The sequence below is a fragment of the Rossellomorea vietnamensis genome, from assembly GCF_008180415.1.
Classification (GTDB): Bacteria; Bacillota; Bacilli; order Bacillales; family Bacillaceae_B; genus Rossellomorea; species Rossellomorea vietnamensis_C.
In genome coordinates this window covers 309,399-330,450 of record NZ_VTEI01000002.1, presented here as the reverse complement: position 1 = coordinate 330,450, position 21,052 = coordinate 309,399, and the positions used below count along the sequence as shown (strand labels likewise).

Genomic DNA, 21,052 nt, shown 5'->3' with positions numbered 1-21,052 from the left:
CCTGTAAAATCGTCATTTCTTTTATTCCCCAACAAAGAAATGGTTAACCTTATACTCTTTGAAAGAATCCTGGGTTAAACATTTGATATAGTCTTTGCAACTTTATTAAATTTTGATTTCAACGGTTAAGAAGCGCAATTTTCTGTTAAAATGTTAAATGTCTTTTTAAATGTCTCATTTCGTAAACTTTGTTGCTATTTAGTATGATTTTCGAAAAACATCACTAGATTATAACTTTAATATCCTGGTAAGCAAGAAAGAGAAGAGCTGCTCGCCCCGTTAAGAGAGAAAAACATTTGTATCCAGGGAATATCCGGCTCTCAGGATTTTTCCGAAAGCAAAACTCTATACGAAAACAGCCTTTAAATAACGAAAAAGGAGGGAGACCCTTCTGTGAAAAAGTATGTCATCGCCATCATTTTATTTTTTTCATCTGTTATCACTGTGTTTGCTCAAGAAGAAGAAAACCAAAAACCCTCAATGCTCTTCAGTGAGAGCGGAATCATGGTCGACACTGATACTGGGACAATTCTATATTCAAAAAACGCGAAGAGGCCCATGTCTCCTGCCAGTATAACCAAAGTAGCCACTGCTGTTTACGCTGTTGAAAAGGGGAATTTAGATAGTATGGTGACAATCAGCAAAGAGGCGGCTGAGACAGAGGGATCGTCTGTGTACTTGCTGGAAGGTGAACAGATGTCACTTAAGCAGCTTTTGACCGGAATGATGATTAATTCAGGCAATGATGCTTCTGTGGCTATTGCAGAACATTTGGATGGTTCAGTTAAAAAATTCAGTGAGAACCTTAACCTATTTTTAGAAGAAAAAGCCGGCGTTACAAACAGCCATTTTTCCAATCCTCATGGCCTTTATGAAAAGGGACATTATACAACAGCAGAGGACATGGCCTTAATCATCTCTTATGCCATGAAAAATAAGGATTTCAAAGATTTATTTTCTTTGAAAGAAGTAGAATGGAAAGGGAAAGGCTGGGAAACAACATTATTTAACCACCACAAGATGGTCAAGGGAGAAATGGATTTTCCTGAGGTGACCGGTGGAAAGAATGGCTATGTAGATGAATCGAAACATACTCTCGTCACAACTGCTTCTAGTGAAAACCTTTCGATAGCAGTAGTTTTATTAAAAGCGCAATCCAAAACGGCCATATACCAGGATACTGATGCTTTACTGAAATATGGGTTAACCCATTTCCGGCATAACGTCATTCCAAAAGGAGAGAGATATGCAAACGGCGGGAAGGAATATTTCTCAGATAGGGAGATCGTTTATACCAGTCTTATGGGAGAGGAAGACCTTATCTCCTTAGATGCTACCGGGGGATTGAACTATACACTGGATGGAAAGCAGCAGCTGTTGAGTAAGCTGCCTGCCATCCCGAAAAAATCAAAGGGACAGCAGAATGAGAGAGACCAGGAAGAAAGTGGGGATCCTGTTAACAGCCAGCTGGTTCTATATCCTGTTTATCTCTACTTTGGACTGCTGTTGATAGCAGGCGCCGCGGCAGTAAGAAATAAAAGAACGTCCGCATAAATGTGTGTAAGTATGGAAGCAGGCTCACCAGCTATTTAAAGTGCCAGAAACCTACTGGGTCTGCTTCCACGGTTTTTGAGCTTCTTTATTTTGGCTGTAACCACTGAGCAAGGGATGATACATGCATTGAGAAGCTGGAAAGAAGGGAGCTGTCTGCAAGGAAGAGTAGAGAACCAATTGTGCAGACTAGTGCCATCTCTTCTTCACCTGTTGACAAGTCTTACAGAAAAGTGTATAGTTAATATTTGTGGTAATGAAACACCATAAGTCAGGTCTTACTGACTACTAATCTCCGTAGTAGTACATCGAAAATTTTCTTCTGCAGATCAACTACAGCTTGATCGATTTTTTTGATCCTTATGCTGACCGGACGAATAGATCCGGAGAAGATAAGGAGGCCTTTTTCAATCCAGCTAAAAAGGCTCAATATTATCCGATGCAAACAGAATGAGAGTTGTATGATATATGTTATTGCTAGATTTTCCCCTAATTCTCACTGGCATGGCCTAGGAGCCATAAGGATGATTGAGAGGAAGGGCTTTCATTGTCTTAGGGCAATTTATCAATGATTGAACCCGGTGTGTACATCATACAAACCCAAGGGAAAAATATAGTAAGACTTGAAAAGATGCACACTTCTTTTTATTGTGACTATTCAGAGTTACAATAAAGGGGAGTGTGTTTTTCATATGTAAATATTTTAGGGTCTTTTCGTAACTATGTTGCTATTTGATATTAATACCGAAGAAAATCAATATTAAGAAGTAAAAATACGGTAATGTTAAAAAGAAAAGAGCTGCTCTTACCCGATAAGAGATAAAACTCTTAGTAACCGGGGGAAAATCCGGTTCTTGGGATTCTTCCGTAAGCAGCAATATAAGCTAGAACAGCCATATTTTAAAAAGGCAGGATAGTTTTTACTACATAGTGTGAGGGATGTTTATGATCTATATTCTTATTGGATTAGGCGGAGCGGCAGGCAGCCTGTTAAGATATATGACGGGGAATTTGTTACTGGACTTGAATCCTTATGCGTTTCCCTATGGGACGCTGGCAGCCAACTTGGCGGGGTCTTTTGTGCTGGGGCTTTTAACAGAATCATCGTTGAAGAATGGCAGGATTTCTGCTGAAGTATCGGCCGCTCTTGGAACGGGGTTGATTGGTTCTTTTACAACCTTTTCAGCATTTAGTGCTGAAACAATTGGACTTTTGTACAGAGGACACTTTTACTTGGCATTAATATATTTTATTTTAAGTGCATTGGGTGGACTCTTATTTGCCTTTGGCGGACTTAAAGCCGGGAAGAGGAAAGGAGTGAGAGGATGATTTTAATGGCGATCGCAGCTGGAGGATTTCTGGGGGCTGTCTCACGCTTTGTAATCGGAAATGCAGTCAAACGCCGATTCCCTTCAAGTTTTCCTTTGGGCACACTGTCTATAAATGTGGCAGGTGCTTTTCTGCTGGGCGTGCTTTTCGGTTTGGGAATCGAAGGGGGACCATACGCATTTTTCGGAATTGGATTTCTTGGTGCATTTACCACCTATTCTACTTTTATGGTGGAGGCATGGAGACTGGAAGTATTAGGAGAAAGAAGAAGAGCGGTATTATATCTGGTATGTAGTTATGCAGGCGGCTTGTCTTCAGCTTTCTTAGGACTTGCTGCGGGAATAAATCTTATAAAATGGCTCTTTTCGTAATCTTTGGTGCTATTTGATACTAATTCCGAAAAATATCAATATCAAAAAGGAAAAAATACTGTAATACCGAAAGAAAAGAGCTGCTCCCCCGATAAGAGAAAAAACTCTTATCGGGGGAGCAGCTCTTGGGATCTTTCCGAAAGCAACAATATATCCGAAAACAGCTTTAAAATAAGGACGGCTCATCTGTCTGCCCAGATTATAATGAGACGGCCTTATTTTATTTGACCACGATATAGCCGATCATTGGCCCGTCATTTTCAATAGATTCATGAGTTTCACAAACGAGCCTGTAGGTTCCTTTCTTATCAAAGGTCACATTGAAAACCGACTCTTCTCCCTTTTTAACAGTCCCCCTTACATCTGTCCCTTCAATGTAAAAGGGATGGGCCATCCCATTGACACCTAAAATGCGGAATTGTACTTCCTTGCCTTTGTCCACTACGATTGTGCCCGGATCCCATCTATAGGACTCAATTTTCTCACCGCTTTCAGTTTCAGAAGAGAACTCCGCGGTAACCATCTGAATTACCTGAACTCTGGAGCTCTCTCCATTCATTGAGACAGTCGGATAGGATTCTTTTGGAAACATCATCCACACTGCACCCAGTGAAAGGGCGATAAAGCCGATAATAAAAAAAATAAGAGATCCTTTCTTCAATACAACAAACTTCATGGTACAACCTCCTTTATCTTGTACAAATATATGCCTTGCCCTTTTAAAACTTGTCTAAAAGGTGAATGAACTTTGTCTCAGAGGTGAAACTAAGCAGATGATTTTCTATCCTGCCGGAAATTTTGTACAATTTACCCGTAGGATTCGGAGGTGTTTTGCAATGACATCATGGAAAATAGTCAAAATGTCAGGAGAAGCAGAACCGTGGTGGTTTTTTCCTGATTGGAAGAAGGATATAAAAGAGGAACTAAACTATAGTACTGAAAAAAAAGCCTTTGAGCAGTATATCAACCTTATTGAGGAATACAATGAGGCCTTTCAGCATGCAAAACATAAAAAGAATACTGCGGCTTTCTGGAATGAGGACGAAAAGGTTTTTTGTGAAGCGTGTGACGATGACTTGCAGCTGTATCATGGCCTTATTTTAATGGAAGATGAAAAGGTAAAAGAGTTTACTGAAGAAGAAAAAAAGAAGTTTGACTCTTCATTTATAAGATGACCATCTTTCAGTCAATATAGAAGGGTATCACCTTATTGACAGCTGTATTGAAAATAGAACTATTCTCTTGCAGTATGCTTCTGTCCGCAGCATAGCTTCAGCCTATAAAAGCAGTGTGGTACCTTATATCATATTTCCTGTAGACATGATCTGATGCAGGTTCAACAAAAAAGCAGGAATGGAAGGGGATCCTTCATTCCTGCTTTTTTTCAATGGCTGTTTCCGCATCTATTGCTGCTTTGGGATATGCCTGGATATTAAGGGTTTTGTATCTGATCGAAAAGAGCATTTTAAATTAATGGGAGCCAGCACCTTATAAATCTGTCCGTAACTTAATAAATCGGTAAACGTGTGTGAATATTACTTTCAAGATCGCATAGGTTGGTACTGCAAGAAGCAATCCAAGAAAGCCGGCAAATCTTCCGGCCGCCACAAGAAGCAGAATGATGGTAAGCGGATGAATATCCAATTTTCTGCCCATGACTTGCGGGGAAATAAGATTTCCCTCGATCTGCTGCACAACCAGTATGACAATGACAACCCATAGTGCCATAATAGGGTCTTGAAGAAATCCAACGATGACGGCAGGCACCGAACTGATAAATGGCCCGACAAAGGGAATCACATTTGTCAGCATCGTCAGCAAGGCAATGACGAGTGAGTATTCCAATCCAATGATCAAGTATCCAATATATACAAGGACACCTACACAGAAACTGACGATCACTTGTCCCTGGATATAAGAACTTAATGCTTCATCCATGTCACTCAATACTTTTTTTCCTTCTTTTTCATGCTTATGGGGTACGAGCTTCAGGATTCTGCCTGAAAGCTTGCTCCCGTCTTTCAGCATGTAATAAAGAACAAAGGGAATAAGAATAACCAATACAACAATATTGGTCACCGTGCTGATAATATTCATCAGGTTGCTGCCCAGTGTGGATGCTGCTTCGTTAAGGTAATCTGTCAGGCGGTTGGTAATATCCTCCAGAGAGAACCTCTCTCCGTTCTGAAAACGGGAGACCCATTCATTTTGCTGCAGGTTCAACAGTGCATCGCGGAAATTCTCAATCAGCAGCGGCATATTTTCAATCAGGCTGTTGATTTGTCTTTGCAGAATCGGGCCGATATAGAAGATCACTCCGGTAAAAATACCAATGACGACCACGTAGATGATGAGTATAGCGGCAGGTCTAGGCATTTTCTTAGCCAGGAAATTGACCAGCGGGCGCAATAGGTAATAAAAGATTCCTCCCAGCACGATTGGTCCGAACAAGGCTGTAACTAACACGGTAAGGGGGGTGAAAATAAAGTCCACCAGTGTCCCTAAATAGATAATTAATAAAATTAGTGCAACGGCATAGCCCCTGCGAAACCATTTTCCCTCAGGCATACATTTCACTCCTTACAAATACTGAAAGGACTGTATCCAGTCCTCTCCTCTATATATTCTCTTTATTTTTTCCTTTGAAACGTGTAGTTTCCTAAACAATGAAAAAGCTCCTACCTGTGGGGAGGGCACTGAAAAAGTTCAATAAAGATCTAAAAGGCAGAATCGCTCACTTCAAAGAGCGATTCTGCCTTTTTCACTTCAGGTTTTACGAATAAGTGTTGATTTTCGTTCCAGGTGCACGACTCCGCGGGGCGGGCGTTGAGCCTCCTCGGCTTCGCCTGCGGGGTCTCACCTGTCCCGCTAGTCCCGCAGGAGATCGTGCACCTTCCACTCCAATCAACGTTGAGAAAAAAGAACACTACCCGCTAATAAAGCCTTACTTTATAATAGAAGTAACAATAAAAGTGGGTGGTTTCCAGTGATTCAACAACAACAAACAATGATGTTCAGTAAGTATATGGACCTTTATGATATCGTCGTTCCACAGGACATAAGCTCGGGCATGGAAGTTGAGACGGTTATTGGGGATACAGCCTATTCGGAGAAAAACAATATTGAATATAGTAAGGGAAATGGTATTAAACTGGTTTCAAGATTGCACCCCCAAATCACTCAGGGTGCCCGAAAAAAAGAGAACGAATTCGAGTTCAATAAGGATGCGGGACTTTATGTTTGTAAGGTAGGACATATGGCCACACGGAAAGCTAGGCAAGGCAAAAAAGGAGTAGGAAAAAACCAAGTTGACACTTACTATTTTGAGGTGGATAAATGTACGAGATGCCCTCTTAGAGAAGGGTGCTACAAAGAAGGAGCTAAAAGTAAGACGTACTCCGTTTCCATAAAGTCCGATCAGCACTCCTCCCAAGCAAAATTCCAGGAAAGCGAGTATTTTAAGGAAAAGGCAAAAGAACGATATAAAATTGAAGCGAAAAATAGTGAATTAAAACACAGACACGGGTATGATGTGGCAGAATCCTCGGGTCTAATTGGCATGGAATTACAAGGGGCCATGGCTATATTTGCAGTAAACATTAAAAGGATCCTAAAACTAATGTGATAATAAAGGGGCAGCATATATGGCATATATGCTGATATCCAAGAAAAAAGCCAACCCTTCTTCCTTTTATAGGAAGAAGGGTTGGCTTTTTGAAGCGAAAAATAGTGAATTAAAACACAGACACGGGTATGATGTGGCAGAATCCTCGGGTCTAATTGGCATGGAATTACAAGGGGCCATGGCTATATTTGCAGTAAACATTAAAAGGATCCTAAAACTAATGTGATAATAAAGGGGCAGCATATATGGCATATATGCTGATATCCAAGAAAAAAGCCAACCCTTCTTCCTTTTATAGGAAGAAGGGTTGGCTTTTTCTTTATTAATTATAGTTATAGTTTAGATATCGGCAGATTTTCAGTGCCCTCCCTGTGGGCAGAAGCTTTCTCAGCAATTCGCGATGACTGTATTGAGATGAAATGATCGACGAACTCCGAATCCCATTGAGTGCCTTTTCCTTCTTGAAGAATGGATAAAGCCTTCATGGGGCTCATCCCTCTTCTATAAGGCCTGTCAGATGTCATGGCATCATAGGCATCTGCGACAGCGATCATCCGGCCGAATTCAGGTATTTGAGCACCTGACAGCCCCTCTGGATATCCCTTGCCGTCCAGCCTTTCATGGTGATATTTTATACCAGGCAGGATGGGAAGGAGTTCTTCTGTCAGGTCGATCCCTTCCAGGATGTTAGCTCCGATAACAGGGTGCAGTTTGATCTGGGCAAACTCTTCTTCTGACAGTCTTCCATCTTTCAGCAAAACGTCATCCCGAATCCCGATTTTTCCGATATCGTGCAGGAGTGCGGATTTTCTAAGCAATTCAATCTTATCAGGTCTCCATCCGGCTTTTTCGGCTATTTCGGAAGAATAGTGAGCGACACGCTTGGAATGGCCGGCAGTGTATGGATCACGGGCATCCAATGCTCCTGCAATGACATCAAAGAAACTGGCGATCAACTGCTCGTTTTTCTTGTCTTTTACTCCAATGGAAGTCACCATGTTGTTAAAACCGTTGACCAAATCGGAAAATTCGTCAGAATAAGGATTTGTCAACTGCTTCAGATTACCCTGCTCAATATTATGAAATCCAGCTTGAAGCTCTTTTACCGGCTGCTCAATGTTTCTGAATAGAAGGATGGTTCCCAAGAGAGCGAGCACCAGGATAATCAGTATCAGAAGCCCAGCCCAGCTCCAATAATCCGATTGAGGTTCAGAGGTGATCGAAAGCCGGATTTGTGATGCAAGACTAAACAGCATTACCGGGAAGAGGGCAAGGAAAAGCGAACCTGCCAAGAGCTTCCTCTTTAAGCTGAGATAAAAGGGCTTGTTTTTAAAAAGATCGGTATTATATAATTTCTGGTCTTTATCAGCTAAATCTGTCAGGAGAGGAGCAGCAGTGATAAAAGTTAAATAAAATTCAATAAGTGCATGCATTGTAGCGACGAGAAATGCTCCTGCCCAGGCGTAGCCTATATAAGTATAAGGCAAGTCCATCAGTTCTGCCTCTATAAAGAAATAAGTGAGAACTGTTGCCGGAACAGCGAGTCCAAGGAAGTGAGGCAGCATGATTCTTTTGACCGTCAGTACAGGAAAATTTAAGCTGTGGTTGAAGGCTTTCTCCAGGACATCCAGTGAATACAGCTGGTCTTTATAAATGGTTTTAATCGGATTGATATGCCTGCTGTATACAAGATATTCAGCTGAAAACATGGTGATTAAAGAGATGAAAATGGTGAAAATCATATACTGGTACTCTCCGTTTGGGAGATCGAGAGTCTGAAAGATGAAGACAGAGCCGACACCAAGTACGGCAATAAGTGAACCTAAAATGTAGTTGTAAAACATTTTTCTTTGGAAAAGAGTGAAAACAGCCATGCATACCTCCATAATCCTGCTAATGATGACATTATAATGCAAAATAGGCAGCTTTGGTATAAAACAAATAAAAAAGGCTGTTTTCACATGAAAAATGCTGCTTTTCAAAAAATCCTTAGTTCTGGAATTTCCCCCGATTACTAAGGACTTTTTCTATGAACAGAGAGAGCAGCACTTTTCTTTCTTTCTTTCTTCCAAATATGACATTCCTTCAGGGACGCTTTTCGCTGAAAGAAACGTCCTGATTTTGAGGAGATAACGAAATCGACAATGAACCAAAACAGCTTTTTAAATAGGTACGTTTCTTTTGTATCCAGGGGGATATCTGAAAGCAGCGATGCAAGCGGAAACAGCCTTCTTTTATGAGGGTATATTCCGCACCAGATCAACCAAGACTGGGATCATCAATCGCTGCAGTTTATCTCCATCATGATGAAGTTGTATTTTCAGCAATCCCTTCACGTCAATCAATGATTCCGGTCCGGACGATTTTCAAATCAATATTCAGGTCGAATTCGGCTTCAGGATATTTATCAGCCCACATTTTCTTTGTCACTTCTTGCCTTCTGCTGGATGCACGGTAATATGAGCCGAATCCAATTGGGTCAGTTCCGTATTCTTGTAACTCCTTGATAACTTCCATCCCTTTCTTTTCCATCGATTTTTCTAGTTCGCTTTCGAGCTTCTTGAGAACTTCTGCGTCTGATAAACTAAGCGGAACAGTCATTTCAAGGATTCTGGATTCAAACTCTAACGTGATTTGGAAAGAAGGTTTGCTTTTGTCAATCAACTCGATATCGTAATTATTTTTGATATTGTCCATGGTAATGTGCATCATATTCTCTTCATTATCTGCCTCATTTTCTTCTATTTTTTCCGGCTCAGCCACCTCGATCTCTTTTTTAAAAACTTCCTTGGGAACATTGACTTCCGTACTTCCGGTTTTTATTGAATTAAGCAAGGAGCGGACATAGAAGATTTTTTCCCTATCCAGCACTCCAACTTGTTTATCATCAGAAAATAGGGCAAACCCGGTGATTCCTACCTTCCCTTTGACAATTGATAGGTAGGGAAGGATGGCATCTTTTCCTACGGACCCGTAACTTGTCATAAATTCCTGCATGGTGGGGGTGGGGATGACTTCGTTCTGAATATTCAGCTGCATGAGATTATAAAGGTAGGTTCCCATATTGGTTGGCTGGCTTTTTGGCTGGAAGGAAAGAATTTCATTGGCACTTGGACTGGCCACCGCTAAATAGATCATATTTCCTATAGAGGCATCTCTTGAAAGAGAGTCAACCAGAGAGCTTATTCCTTTCTTAGCGATTTCTTCCCCATAAAGAGCGACCCTGAGCTGGCCTGAAACAAGATTATGGTCGGTTTCCATATTGGCGGACATTCGGATTCCTTTACTTGTGTCTGCTTCAGCTGAAATGACGGTGGATAAGTTTTTCATAGAAGGATTGAATTGGTAGAACACGATGGTCCCTTTTATTTTTCCTTCTTTTTCAGATTGATCATATCCTACACCGGTGATCAACCCCTGTTTTTCCAAATACCTTGTTTCAACACAACTGCTTAGAAGAAGGGCAGCGGTTAAGAATGCTGTTACCATAAGAAGGTTTTTCACAAGGACTCCCCCTTTTTCTTATTGAAAAACTTCTTTATAAATACAAAAACCAAAAGCAGCGCTGGATAGATAAATACAAGGACGAAACTGACGGAAGCAACTTTATCGGTAAAAGTATTCATCTGGATTCTCTGGTCAATGAAAAATGTGCTTACCCATAAAAGTACGGCAAAAATATAGATTGTCTTCTTCTGATGAAATCCGAACACTCTTTTGACGCCTCTTGTCGCTGCCCAAAGATATAAGCAGATATTCGGCAGGATGACCAGCATCCAGTAAGAAACGGCAATAAATTCAAAACGTTCCAGGTTAGGAATCCGAACAATTTTGAACATTGAAAGAACTGGCCAGATTGTCTTCTCAAGTGTCATTTCAGAAAAGAAGCCTATGGAGACAAAGGTCACCACAAAGTAGATGAATGTTGTGTAGGTTATACCTATTAAAGAAAACTTCAAGACTTTCTTTTTGTCTTTTACATAAGGATAGAGAAGGAGAAGGAGTTCGAATCCGATGACAGAAAATGCGGTCTTATACGTTCCCATCCCCAACTCTTTCCAACTATGATTCATCATCGGGAAGTAATGAGTATAATCCATATACTTCAAAGGGGCATAAATGACAAATATCAGCCATGCAGTTAGTATGAAAGCCATAAAACTTACTCCGACGATGATTCTGACTCCTCCCAATACAGCGTATACCCCTAGAAAAATCAATAGGGCAGACAGGAGCCAGGTGGGCATTTGCGGAAAAATCCAAGCCTGAACCATTTCGGTATAATGCATGATGACAAGATAGGCGATTACCATCATGTATACGATATAGATCACGCTTAAAAAACTGCCTATCCATTTCCCGAAAATATCCTTATGGATTCCAAAAAGATCTGCACTTTCATAATTCTTCAACAGCAATACAATTATTGCTGTTGCAATTGTGGTCATGACACCGGCAAGCAGGATGGAAACCCACGCGTCCTGCCCGGCTTCAAGGAAGACGATTCTCGGAAGTCCCGCGATACCAACTCCTGTTTGCGCAGCGTGAACAACAAACATGATGAAAAATGAGTTGAACATTAAGCTTTTTGGAGGATCAACATTAATTTTCATGGACACAATCCTTTATCATTCGACTCTTTTTTAGGCTGTTTTGCTTATATTGTGGCTTTTGGAAAAATCCCAAGAGCCGGATTTTCCCCCGGAAACAAAAAGTTTTCTCTCTAATCGAGAAGAGAGTAGCTCTTTTCTATTGGTAATTTCCAGATTCTTAAGTGATATATGGTTATTTTTTTGGTGACAGGCTAAAGTATATTCCTTCCGGCTATACAGCCCTGTTATAAGCAGGGGTTGTTTATTCGTCAACATCTTTCTTTTCAGCCTTTTTACTGGCTTTCATCTTCTCAGAATCTACAGGGGAGTTAGCTTCAGGCCTTTTTCCCATATACTGAAATGGCATCCTGAATAAACTGTATCTGAGGTCAGAAATGGTAAGCGGGTAGATGGGAGATAGATAAGGTCTCCCCAATGTCGTAAGTTTTAAAAGATGAATCAACAAAAACGAAAAAGCAAATACGATTCCAACTCCGCCGTAAAGCCCTGCGCAGATTATGATCGGAAACCGGATGATCCTTACAGCCGTCCCAATGGCATAGCTGGGAGCAGTAAAAGAGCCCAGGGCGCTGATAGCAATGATAATGATTAATATATTGCTTGTGAAACCAGCTTCAACGGCTGCCTGCCCGATAACGATACCTCCCACGATACCCATTGTCTGGCCGACCTTTGTAGGGAGCCGGGCACCTGCTTCCCGAAGCAATTCAATGATGAACTCCAGAAGCAGAGCCTCAAACACTGGGGGGAAAGGTACTTTTGATCTTGATTCACCTAGTGATACCAGCAATGAAGAAGGAATGACTTCATAGTGATAAGTAAGAACGGATACATAAGCTGGTGTCAGTAAAACAGACAACATGATGGCTGTAAAGCGCAGCATTCTTAAAAAAGTACCCATATTCCATCTCATGTATAGATCTTCTGTTGATTCGAAGAAATTCAGAAAGGTCGATGGTCCTATGATGGCTTGAGGGCTTCTGTCTACAAGAATGCCCAGTTTTCCATGCAAAAGCGAAATACTGAAGCGGTCAGGCAATTCTGTAGTAATGAGCTGAGGAAAAACAGTATATGAATTATCCTCTATCATTTGAGCCAGAACAGAGCTGTCTATGATGCTGTCTACTTCAAGATCTTTCATTCTTTGTTTGACGGTGTTTACGTTTTCCGGTTCAGCAATATCTTTTATATAGATCAGATAGGTTTTAGTTTTTACCCTTGAGCCGAGTATGAATTCTTCTACACATAAATTCGGGTCATTTATATTAGTTCGTATCACATTCATATTGGTAGAAATATCTTCTGTAAAGGCTACTTTAGGGCCGAACACAAGAGATTCGGTTTCCGCTTTTTCAAGAGAACGGGTTGCTTTTTCTGCAATGTTGGCAAGAACACCACAGGCTTGGCCTTGTCCATAAATGTACACATTACCGTTTAAAATGGCCTCTGTAATATCGAGGAGTTTATTGGTGATTGATACTTTGCCGATATTAATATTGTTTGCGATCGATCTGGGATCCATTTCTTCTGAAGTTCTTTCCAGTGGTTTGATAATATTTTGATGAAGTTGATCTGTATTTATGATATTTTCTAAATAGATAATCAGTATGCTGTGATCTTCTTTTTCGATTTTATGAAAGGCGATATCCGCACTTTGTTTCAATGAGTCTTTTATCTCTTCTTTCAAGCCTTCGAAGCTTAGGCTGTGGGCTATTGATTTTTCTTCTTCTCTTCTTTTCTTTTCGCGCCATTTGAATACCATGCCCAAACATCCTTAACCTATATTTTCTAGTATTTTGTCCTGGAAATGTGGAATTATTACCGTTTTTTGACGGAATCAGTAAAAGAAAGCAGTGATCATTATGCAGAATTGGAGAAAAGCACTGGAAAGTTTTTTGAATGATTTTCAGTATGCATCCGACCTTGCGGGTGCATTGGTCTGCGGAAGCTTTGTTACAGGAAACCCTTCAGCACGTTCGGATATCGATGTCCACTTGATTCTAAAGGAAGGAAAGGAATGGAGGGAGAGGGGAAATGAATTTGTGGACGGTTATCTTATCGAGTACTTCTGCAATCCCCCTGTTCAAATAAGGAAGTATTTTGAGGAAGATCATTACAGCAGGACTACTCATGCAGCAGTTCAATTCACTACAGGGGAAATTCTCTGGGATAAGGAGGGAAGCGTGGCAGGATTGAAAGAAGAGGCAGGTGTATGGCTGAAAAAACCGTTTACAGAAATCGGTGATACGGAATTGGAGTTTATGAAGTATGCCATTTGGGATACCCTGGATAACCTTCAGGACATGCATGAGAAGGAAGAGGCAGGGATGGCGTTTGTTTACCATAACTCCTTAAATTTGCTATTTGGCCAATATTGCCGGTTCCTTTCACTGGAACAGATTCCTTACTATCAAATAGGTGCTTATTTAAGTGATAAGAGATACCTTAAGAAATATTTGAAGCCCCCTTTTCCTGATGAGGAGTTTTCCCGGTTATTCCAAATAGCGATGAATATGACTGAAGCTGCTCAAATGGCAGAAATGTATGAAAGACTGAGTGAGCATGTTCTTTACAAAATGGGCGGCTTCTCTATTGATGGATGGCAGATGAGAAGTCCAATCGAAAAATAAAAGACATAGCATGCAGTTTATTTTGTCATACTAACCTACGGGGTGATAAACATGGCAAAGAATAAACAAGATCCATCTAAAACAGGTCTGGGATCAGCTCAGGTTGAAGGGCAGGGTAACACAACAAGTGAATTGCCAGGCGGTATAAAAGCTGATTCTTCCAGGAAAAAAATAAGAAATAATGCAAAGGAGGGTCGCGATGGCTCTCCTGCTCCGTCTCAACCGGTAAGCATTCCCATTTACTTATTTGACAAAATCAATTAATGTACTATAATAGGATTATCAGATTTAATAACGGAACACCGCAATCTCGAAAGCCATTCACATATTATAAAAAGTGATCGCCTTTCTTCGCTGGTACTTTTTATAATATGTGAATTTTTATATTTAAAAAGTAACATATTAATTTTTTTTATTGCTTGGAGGTTTCTACTCATGAAACAAGGTACAGTAAAATGGTTCAATGCAGAAAAGGGCTTCGGATTCATCGAAGTTGAAGGCGAAAGCGATGTATTCGTACACTTCAGTGCGATTACTGGTGAAGGTTTTAAATCCCTTGACGAAGGTCAGCGTGTAGAGTTCGAAGTGGTTGAAGGCAACCGCGGACCACAAGCAGCTAACGTTGTAAAATTATAATTTTAGTGCGTGCGTTGATGCTTAAAAAATAGCTGCCCCACCAGCAAGAGGGTAGCTATTTTTGTAAGACCGGTCTAAAAAGCGGCATTTCATCAGCCGGGAATCGGTCTTATAATATCAAAGGAGGTAATGACACGATGGCATTTGGAAGAAGAAATGAAGAAGAAATCAAAACTGAAGATACGAAGATTTGGAGATGTTCATCTGAAGGCTGCAAAGGCTGGATGAGAGATAACTTCAAGAGTGAAGAAATACCTCACTGTCCGCTTTGCAAAAGCGAAATGGTCCCTTCATCAGAAGTTCTTCAAGTTGTGGATAACCCGCATCCAACAACTAAATAGTACCGTGATCATTCAACTTCCTATTCAGTAGGAAGTTTTTTATTTGCTTTTTTACTTTACTGGGCTAAGAGGAACTGTCCCTTTTGGTCCTTTAAAGTGTTGAAGCGCCTCTCCCGGCAATCGTGCATACCATGGTAAATAGGATGAAAAGAGAGCTAAAGCTCTTGATTTCAAGGCTGAATTTTTTCTCTTTTGAATAGGCTGTTCTCGTAAGCTTGTTGCTATTTAACATGAAACGCGTAAGATGTCACCATAAGTAACCGAAAATAATGAAGAAAGAAAAGGGCTGCACCCTCAGATTAAAGACGCAAAACTTAGTATCCGGGGGGTTTTGCGAAAGCGGCCTTTGAATAAGCCCTATCATCATGAAGTTTTTCGAAAGGTGTGTTTTCAATGAAAAAAGTTGTTTTGTTTGCAGACCCTGGCATAGATGACACATTCGCGATCATTTATGCTTTAAGCAGCCCTGAGTTAGAAGTCAAGGCGATTGTCACTGGGTTTGGAAATGTCAGTAAAGAAGACGCCACTGAAAATGCGGCATATATACTGCACATTGCAGGAAGGGAAGACATCCCTGTCATTACTGGAGCATCTCAGCCGCTTACAGGAGAATATGAGCCTTATTATCCTGAAATACATGGTGAAGAAGGAATCGGTCCAATCGAAATACCAGACGCTTTTACCTATGAAGCTAAACCATTCAGCCATATCCTCGAAGTCACTTCACAGCATGATGACCTTTACTTCGTGGATATTGGGAGAAATACCTCCATGGCCCTCTCCTTTAACCTTTACCCTTTCATTAAAGATAGTATCGAAGAAGTATATTTAATGGGCGGTGCCTTCTTAGTGCCCGGCAATGTCACCCCAGTGGCGGAAGCGAACTTTCATGGTGACCCGACTGCCACAAATTTTGTCCTTGAATCCGGTCTGCCAATCTATTTGGCTCCCCTAAATGTAACTCAATATGCACAGTTGAAAGAGGAACATATCAGCCTGTTGGCTGAAAATAGTAAAAATCCTTTCCGATCGATCTTTCTGCCAATCTTTCAATATTATCAGAAAGCGTATGAAAATTTGCAGCCCGGCTTGGAAGGGGTGCCTTTACATGATCTTTATACCTTATACTTATTGACCAATCCAGATAAAACAGCCATTGTCCAAAAAAACGTGCAGATATCTACCAAAAAACTCACTCAAGGATTCACCTATGCAGATTTCAGGAACATGGAGAACAATCCAGAAGCAAACCATTTCATCAATATTAACTTCGATTATGAAGATTTCATTAAAAATGTCCTGCGCCGCCTAATGGGGGAAATTAAAGAAAATTGATGACAAAGTGGGCAATCCGCCTAAACGATGTGCCTTTCTTTGAATAGTATGTAATGTCGATTTCCTTACGGCAACAACCGGAAGAAATTCAAAGGAGGTATTTCCATGTCAAAGAAAAATGTTGATATAGAAGAAGTGCAAGCTGTCGAAGAAAAGCCAAAACATAATGTGTGGGATGTGTTTTGGAGAGGTGTGCCTGCAGCAGAAGCAGAGGAACAAGTTGAACAAGAAGAAAAAGAAGAAAAGCCCGGCTTCCGCTGGTTTTGATAAGACATAAAGAATGGAAACCCGTTGAGCATTCAATGGGTTTTTTTTGTGCCCGGAGCAGCTGTATTTGATAAGAAACAAAGATTCTTAATGCAGAAAAATAGTACACTGTCTCCGGAACATCCAAGCAAAAAAAATCCTTGTAAAACCAGGGGCTTTCATCGACCTCAGAGTGTATGGGGTTTATAATGGAAGTAAGAAGCATAGGACCAAGCCTATTGGTTTTAATAAGGAGTTATTGCGCAATGAATATATATCATGCGAAAAATTATTTAAAAGAATATTTCGGGTACGAAAATTTCAGGACAGGACAGGATGAAATTATTCAAAGTGTCTTGTTCGGCCAAAATACTGCAGGAATCATGCCGACAGGCGGAGGGAAATCCATTTGCTATCAAATTCCGGCACTCCTTCTGGAAGGAATCACACTTGTCGTTTCCCCTTTGATTTCATTAATGAAGGATCAAGTGGATGCCTTGAACCAAACCGGTATTCCGGCAACTTTTATAAACAGTTCCCTTACTCATGCAGAGATTGAAAGAAGATTGAGTGAGGCCGAACTGGGGGTTTATAAACTGGTTTATATTGCTCCGGAAAGATTGGAGTCTCCCTATTTTGTACAATACCTGCGAAACCTGCCGATTCCTCTGGTGGCGGTAGACGAGGCACACTGTATATCTCAATGGGGCCACGATTTCCGTCCGAGCTATCTAAAAATCAAGGACCTTTTGAAGGGACTCCCGAGTAACCCGGTTGTTCTCGCCTTGACAGCTACCGCAACTCCGCAGGTGCAAAATGATATTTGTGCCTCTCTTGAAATACAGGATGAGAATACCTATATCACCGGCTTTTCAAGGGAGAATCTTTCTTTTAAAGTCATCAAGGGCCAGGACCGCAGCCAGTATGCCATGAACTATGTCAAAGCGAATAAAAATGAATCGGGAATTATATACGCTGCAACACGGAAAGAAGTCGACTCACTATATAATAAACTGAACAAACAGGGTTTCTCAGTGGGAAAGTATCATGGAGGAATGAGTGATGTCCAGCGTAACGAGATGCAGGAAGAATTCCTGAAAGACAACCTGCAGGTAATAGTGGCAACAAATGCCTTCGGGATGGGGATCAATAAATCAAACGTGCGATATGTGCTTCATCACCAGCTGCCGAAAAATATGGAAAGCTATTATCAGGAGGCAGGAAGAGCCGGCCGTGATGGTGGAGAAAGTGAGTGTGTTGTGCTTTATTCTCCTCAGGATGTGCAGATTCAGAGATTCCTGATTTCCCAAAACTCTCAGGATCCTGCTCGCCATACACAGGAACTTCTTAAGCTGAGGCAAATGGTTGATTACTGCCATACAGAAGGCTGCCTGCAGGAATTCATCCTTCACTACTTCGGTGACGAAAGAGCAGCACCGTGTGGGAAATGCAGCAATTGTACAGACAATCGTCAGGCAATCGATGTGACAAAAGAGACACAGATGGTGCTTTCTTGCATGATCAGAATGGGCGAGAGATTTGGTAATTCATTGGTCAGTCAGGTCCTGGCTGGCTCAAAGAATAAGAAAATCAAAGAATTTGGATTTGAGAAACTTTCCACCTACGGATTGATGAAAGAGCAGAAACAAAAAGAGATCAGCTTGTTCATCGACTTTTTAATTTCTGAAGAATATATAACAGTGGTGAGTGGGACTTTTCCAGTACTCAGGGTTAATGAGAGAGGAAAGAGTGTCCTTCAGGGAAAAGAAAAAGTGATGCGGAAAGAGACCATGAGAGCAGAAAAAGTTTCTCATCAAGAAGACGATGAGCTGTTTGGAATTCTAAGAGCAATACGAAAAGAGCTGGCTGACTCAGAAGGAGTTCCTCCGTTTGTCATTTTTTCTGATCAAACGCTCAGGGACATGTGCAGCAAGCTCCCTGAAAATAATACCGCTTTTCTCGATGTTAAAGGAGTCGGCGCCCACAAAAGTGAAAAGTATGGTTCTCGCTTCCTTCAAGCGATATCTCAATATAAAGAAGAGAATACCCAAGCTGAGGAAGGCAAGGGGAAAACAGATGAGTCCTCCAGTTTAACAACTTTTAAAATGTATGCAGAGGGGCTGGGATTGGCAGAGGTAGCAGAACAGCGAAACTTGTCTTTGACCACTGTCCAGAACCATATCCTGCAATGCTTTGAAGAGGGAATGGAAGTAAACACCGAAGCTTTTATTTCTGACAAAGAACGAAAACTCATTGAACTTGCGGTGGAAAAAACAGGAGGAGAAAAGCTTAAACCTATCAAGGAAGAGCTTCCTGATGAAATTGACTACTTTCAAATCAAGGTTTTTCTTCATGAACGGGTCATGTCTGTAAAATAAATCCTGTAAGAAGCTGCAGCTATACTTCAGGGGAGTAAAAAAAGTAAAACGAATAATACATGGTATCTGCTGCCGCCCCTACGAAATTTAGAGTTATATTATGTGGCTGATTGGCTGGAGTGAGTTCGGTAATTCAACAGAACTCATTCCAGTCAATTTTTCTTATGTTCCTGAATGGTCACTGACATAACTAAACAAAAAAGCAGCTTCCCGGGGGAAGGCTGCTTTTTTATAGGAATTATTAATTTTTAACCGCTGTCGTTTCAAGGAATTCGTCATAGGTCATCTGCTTGTCGATGATGCCTTCAGAGTCAAGCTTGATGATACGGTTAGCAATTGTTTGAATGAACTGATGGTCATGAGATGAGAAAATCATGGAACCTTTGAAGGTTTCGAGGCCATTGTTCAGCGCTGTGATGGATTCGAGGTCCAAGTGGTTCGTCGGTTCATCCAGAAGAAGAACGTTAGCTTCACTCAGCATCATTTTCGAAAGCATGCAGCGGACTTTTTCTCCACCGGAAAGAACACTTGGCTTTTTCATAACTTCTTCACCAGAGAACAGCATTCTGCCCAGGAAGCCTCGCAGGAAGGATTCACTTTGATCGTTAGGGGAGTACTGTCTCAGCCACTCGACCAGGTTAGGCTCGTTTCCTTCAAAATAGTCGGAGTTATCTTTAGGGAAATAGGCTTGTGAAGTCGTGACTCCCCATTTGTATGAACCGCTGTCAGGCTCCATTTCACCTGCAAGAATTTTGAACAGAGTCGTCTTTGCGATTTCATCACTGCCGACCAATGCAATCTTATCATCTTTATTCATGATGAAGCTTACGTTATCAAGAACTTTGACCCCATCAATCGTTTTAGATATGCCTTCTACTCTCAAAAGGTCATTTCCGATTTCACGTTCTGGTTTGAAGTGGACGTAAGGGTATTTGCGTGATGACGGTCTGATATCATCCAGAGTGATTTTGTCCAATAGCTTCTTACGTGAAGTCGCTTGTTTGGATTTAGAAGCATTTGCACTGAAACGGGCAATGAATGCTTGAAGTTCTTTGATTTTTTCTTCTTTCTTTTTGTTCTGGTCTGACGCCATTCTTGTAGCAAGCTGGCTGGATTCATACCAGAAATCATAGTTTCCGACATAAACCTGGATTTTTCCGAAATCAAGGTCGGCGATATGGGTACAAACTTTGTTTAAGAAGTGACGGTCATGGGATACGACGATAACTGTGTTCTCGAAGTTGATCAGGAAATCTTCAAGCCATTGAATGGCTGCGATATCCAAGTGGTTGGTAGGCTCATCGAGAAGGAGAACTTCTGGTTTTCCAAACAATGCCTGAGCAAGCAAGACCTTTACCTTGTCCCCGCCATTTAAATCTTCCATTTTCTTCGTATGAAGGTCCTCGCTGATTCCTAGTCCCTTTAAAAGGATTGCGGCTTCAGACTCAGCTTCCCAGCCGTTCAATTCAGCAAATTCGCCTTCAAGTTCGGCTGCGCGCATGCCGTCTTCATCAGAGAAGTCAGCTTTCATATAGATAGCGTCTTTTTCCTGCATTACCTCATATAAACGGGCATGGCCCATGATGACTACTTTCAACACTTCATGTTCTTCATACTCAAAGTGGTTCTGTTTCAAGACAGCCATCCGCTCTCCAGGTGTCATGGATACATTGCCGGATTGAGATTCAATCTCACCGGAAAGAATCTTTAGGAAAGTGGATTTACCGGCACCATTCGCACCAATAAGGCCGTAACAGTTTCCAGCAGTGAATTTTATATTTACATCTTCAAATAATTTACGGTCACCAAAACGCAGACTTACATCTGATACTTGAATCATTTAGTAATTACCTCCATCAATCATATCTAAGAGATTATAACATGTTCAGAGAATAAATTCACATGTATTAGTGGATTTGGCTTAAATAAGACTGTTTTCACCTGGTGTCACCCTCATCTAAGGCCGGTTGAGACAGTTCTGGGAAGAAACATTATAA

At 41.1% G+C, this 21,052-nt stretch carries 19 protein-coding genes and 1 pseudogene; 13 read left to right on the top strand and 7 right to left on the bottom strand.

Features of this window, described 5'->3' with window-relative positions; all coding sequences use genetic code 11:
- Window positions 1-393 precede the first annotated feature (393 nt).
- From FZC78_RS04215 to FZC78_RS04205, 3 genes are all read left to right on the top strand, one after another.
- Window positions 394-1,554, top strand: coding sequence for a D-alanyl-D-alanine carboxypeptidase family protein (locus FZC78_RS04215; protein ID WP_148938404.1), 1,161 nt, complete (start codon window positions 394-396; stop codon window positions 1,552-1,554).
- 942 nt (window positions 1,555-2,496) lie between these two features.
- Entirely contained in the window at window positions 2,497-2,880 is a 384-nt protein-coding gene (crcB, locus tag FZC78_RS04210; RefSeq protein ID WP_148938403.1) for a fluoride efflux transporter CrcB, read from the top strand.
- Complete coding sequence (locus FZC78_RS04205) at window positions 2,877-3,251, top strand: fluoride efflux transporter FluC (protein ID WP_148938402.1); 375 nt, start codon at window positions 2,877-2,879, stop codon at window positions 3,249-3,251. Before crcB ends, FZC78_RS04205 begins: the two co-directional genes overlap by 4 nt.
- Window positions 3,252-3,471: 220 nt before the next feature.
- Here the strand turns inward: FZC78_RS04205 and FZC78_RS04200 are convergent, their stop codons facing one another.
- The gene (locus FZC78_RS04200) at window positions 3,472-3,927 is read right to left on the bottom strand and encodes a cupredoxin domain-containing protein (RefSeq protein ID WP_148938401.1); all 456 of its coding nucleotides are present in this window, start codon (window positions 3,925-3,927) and stop codon (window positions 3,472-3,474) included.
- 160 nt (window positions 3,928-4,087) lie between these two features.
- Between FZC78_RS04200 and FZC78_RS04195 the strand changes: the two genes are divergently transcribed.
- The gene (locus tag FZC78_RS04195) at window positions 4,088-4,426 is read left to right on the top strand and encodes a DUF1033 family protein (protein WP_187444795.1); all 339 of its coding nucleotides are present in this window, start codon (window positions 4,088-4,090) and stop codon (window positions 4,424-4,426) included.
- Between the two features lie 313 nt (window positions 4,427-4,739).
- Here FZC78_RS04195 and FZC78_RS04190 read toward each other — a convergent pair whose 3' ends face one another.
- Entirely contained in the window at window positions 4,740-5,819 is a 1,080-nt protein-coding gene (locus tag FZC78_RS04190) for an AI-2E family transporter (protein WP_148938399.1), read from the bottom strand.
- A gap of 472 nt (window positions 5,820-6,291) precedes the next feature.
- Between FZC78_RS04190 and FZC78_RS04180 the strand changes: the two are divergent.
- Both FZC78_RS04180 and FZC78_RS04175 read left to right on the top strand, forming a co-directional pair.
- Window positions 6,292-6,876: pseudogene (locus FZC78_RS04180) on the top strand (transposase); the annotation flags it as partial.
- A gap of 19 nt (window positions 6,877-6,895) precedes the next feature.
- Window positions 6,896-7,102, top strand: a complete 207-nt coding sequence (locus FZC78_RS04175) for a hypothetical protein (RefSeq protein ID WP_435874029.1) — start codon at window positions 6,896-6,898, stop codon at window positions 7,100-7,102.
- Window positions 7,103-7,208: 106 nt separating this feature from the next.
- Here the strand turns inward: FZC78_RS04175 and FZC78_RS04170 are convergent, their stop codons facing one another.
- From FZC78_RS04170 to FZC78_RS04155, 4 genes are all read right to left on the bottom strand, one after another.
- Window positions 7,209-8,750, bottom strand: coding sequence for an HD domain-containing phosphohydrolase (locus FZC78_RS04170; protein WP_148938397.1), 1,542 nt, complete (start codon window positions 8,748-8,750; stop codon window positions 7,209-7,211).
- A 463-nt stretch (window positions 8,751-9,213) separates the two neighbouring features.
- Window positions 9,214-10,380, bottom strand: a complete 1,167-nt coding sequence (locus FZC78_RS04165; protein ID WP_148938396.1) for a Ger(x)C family spore germination protein — start codon at window positions 10,378-10,380, stop codon at window positions 9,214-9,216.
- Window positions 10,377-11,489 carry a GerAB/ArcD/ProY family transporter gene (locus FZC78_RS04160; RefSeq protein ID WP_148938395.1) on the bottom strand — a complete coding sequence of 371 codons (1,113 nt, stop codon included), beginning with the start codon at window positions 11,487-11,489 and terminating at the stop codon, window positions 10,377-10,379. Before FZC78_RS04160 ends, FZC78_RS04165 begins: the two co-directional genes overlap by 4 nt.
- 241 nt (window positions 11,490-11,730) lie before the next feature.
- Window positions 11,731-13,251 carry a spore germination protein gene (locus tag FZC78_RS04155; protein WP_148938394.1) on the bottom strand — a complete coding sequence of 507 codons (1,521 nt, stop codon included), beginning with the start codon at window positions 13,249-13,251 and terminating at the stop codon, window positions 11,731-11,733.
- A 100-nt stretch (window positions 13,252-13,351) separates the two neighbouring features.
- On the opposite strand from FZC78_RS04155, the gene FZC78_RS04150 reads away from it, so the two are divergent.
- The 7 genes from FZC78_RS04150 (at window position 13,352) to recQ (ending at window position 19,055) form a co-directional block, all read left to right on the top strand.
- A complete protein-coding gene (locus tag FZC78_RS04150; protein WP_148938393.1) occupies window positions 13,352-14,119 on the top strand; it encodes a hypothetical protein in 768 nt (255 codons plus the stop codon).
- A gap of 51 nt (window positions 14,120-14,170) precedes the next feature.
- Window positions 14,171-14,383, top strand: coding sequence for a YuzL family protein (locus FZC78_RS24705; RefSeq protein ID WP_148938392.1), 213 nt, complete (start codon window positions 14,171-14,173; stop codon window positions 14,381-14,383).
- A 171-nt stretch (window positions 14,384-14,554) separates the two neighbouring features.
- Window positions 14,555-14,755 carry a cold-shock protein gene (locus tag FZC78_RS04140; RefSeq protein ID WP_148938391.1) on the top strand — a complete coding sequence of 67 codons (201 nt, stop codon included), beginning with the start codon at window positions 14,555-14,557 and terminating at the stop codon, window positions 14,753-14,755.
- 137 nt (window positions 14,756-14,892) lie between these two features.
- Window positions 14,893-15,096: a cold-shock protein gene (locus FZC78_RS04135; RefSeq protein WP_148938390.1), complete on the top strand. Its 204-nt coding sequence runs from the start codon at window positions 14,893-14,895 to the stop codon at window positions 15,094-15,096.
- Window positions 15,097-15,489: 393 nt separating this feature from the next.
- Window positions 15,490-16,431, top strand: a complete 942-nt coding sequence (locus FZC78_RS04130) for a nucleoside hydrolase (RefSeq protein ID WP_148938389.1) — start codon at window positions 15,490-15,492, stop codon at window positions 16,429-16,431.
- Between the two features lie 105 nt (window positions 16,432-16,536).
- On the top strand, window positions 16,537-16,698 hold the full coding sequence (locus tag FZC78_RS23455) for a hypothetical protein (protein WP_187444794.1): 162 nt from the start codon (window positions 16,537-16,539) through the stop codon (window positions 16,696-16,698).
- A gap of 245 nt (window positions 16,699-16,943) precedes the next feature.
- On the top strand, window positions 16,944-19,055 hold the full coding sequence (gene recQ / locus FZC78_RS04125; RefSeq protein WP_148938388.1) for a DNA helicase RecQ: 2,112 nt from the start codon (window positions 16,944-16,946) through the stop codon (window positions 19,053-19,055).
- Between the two features lie 241 nt (window positions 19,056-19,296).
- On the opposite strand, the gene FZC78_RS04120 is transcribed toward recQ, so the two are convergent.
- Window positions 19,297-20,895: an ABC-F family ATP-binding cassette domain-containing protein gene (locus tag FZC78_RS04120; protein ID WP_148938387.1), complete on the bottom strand. Its 1,599-nt coding sequence runs from the start codon at window positions 20,893-20,895 to the stop codon at window positions 19,297-19,299.
- Between the last annotated feature and the right edge of the window lie 157 nt (window positions 20,896-21,052).

What these genes read in the sequence shown, in the direction of transcription:
- crcB (WP_148938403.1), top strand. Translation starts at nt 2,497, where the DNA reads ATGATCTATATTCTTATTGGATTAGGCGGAGCGGCAGGCAGCCTGTTA.
- FZC78_RS04205 (WP_148938402.1), top strand. Translation starts at nt 2,877, where the DNA reads ATGATTTTAATGGCGATCGCAGCTGGAGGATTTCTGGGGGCTGTCTCA.
- FZC78_RS04200 (WP_148938401.1), bottom strand. Translation starts at nt 3,927, where the DNA reads ATGAAGTTTGTTGTATTGAAGAAAGGATCTCTTATTTTTTTTATTATC.
- FZC78_RS04195 (WP_187444795.1), top strand. Translation starts at nt 4,088, where the DNA reads ATGACATCATGGAAAATAGTCAAAATGTCAGGAGAAGCAGAACCGTGG.
- FZC78_RS04190 (WP_148938399.1), bottom strand. Translation starts at nt 5,819, where the DNA reads ATGCCTGAGGGAAAATGGTTTCGCAGGGGCTATGCCGTTGCACTAATT.
- FZC78_RS04175 (WP_435874029.1), top strand. Translation starts at nt 6,896, where the DNA reads ATGGCATATATGCTGATATCCAAGAAAAAAGCCAACCCTTCTTCCTTT.
- FZC78_RS04170 (WP_148938397.1), bottom strand. Translation starts at nt 8,750, where the DNA reads ATGGCTGTTTTCACTCTTTTCCAAAGAAAAATGTTTTACAACTACATT.
- FZC78_RS04160 (WP_148938395.1), bottom strand. Translation starts at nt 11,489, where the DNA reads ATGAAAATTAATGTTGATCCTCCAAAAAGCTTAATGTTCAACTCATTT.
- FZC78_RS04155 (WP_148938394.1), bottom strand. Translation starts at nt 13,251, where the DNA reads ATGGTATTCAAATGGCGCGAAAAGAAAAGAAGAGAAGAAGAAAAATCA.
- FZC78_RS04150 (WP_148938393.1), top strand. Translation starts at nt 13,352, where the DNA reads ATGCAGAATTGGAGAAAAGCACTGGAAAGTTTTTTGAATGATTTTCAG.
- FZC78_RS24705 (WP_148938392.1), top strand. Translation starts at nt 14,171, where the DNA reads ATGGCAAAGAATAAACAAGATCCATCTAAAACAGGTCTGGGATCAGCT.
- FZC78_RS04140 (WP_148938391.1), top strand. Translation starts at nt 14,555, where the DNA reads ATGAAACAAGGTACAGTAAAATGGTTCAATGCAGAAAAGGGCTTCGGA.
- FZC78_RS04135 (WP_148938390.1), top strand. Translation starts at nt 14,893, where the DNA reads ATGGCATTTGGAAGAAGAAATGAAGAAGAAATCAAAACTGAAGATACG.
- FZC78_RS04130 (WP_148938389.1), top strand. Translation starts at nt 15,490, where the DNA reads ATGAAAAAAGTTGTTTTGTTTGCAGACCCTGGCATAGATGACACATTC.
- FZC78_RS23455 (WP_187444794.1), top strand. Translation starts at nt 16,537, where the DNA reads ATGTCAAAGAAAAATGTTGATATAGAAGAAGTGCAAGCTGTCGAAGAA.
- recQ (WP_148938388.1), top strand. Translation starts at nt 16,944, where the DNA reads ATGAATATATATCATGCGAAAAATTATTTAAAAGAATATTTCGGGTAC.
- FZC78_RS04120 (WP_148938387.1), bottom strand. Translation starts at nt 20,895, where the DNA reads ATGATTCAAGTATCAGATGTAAGTCTGCGTTTTGGTGACCGTAAATTA.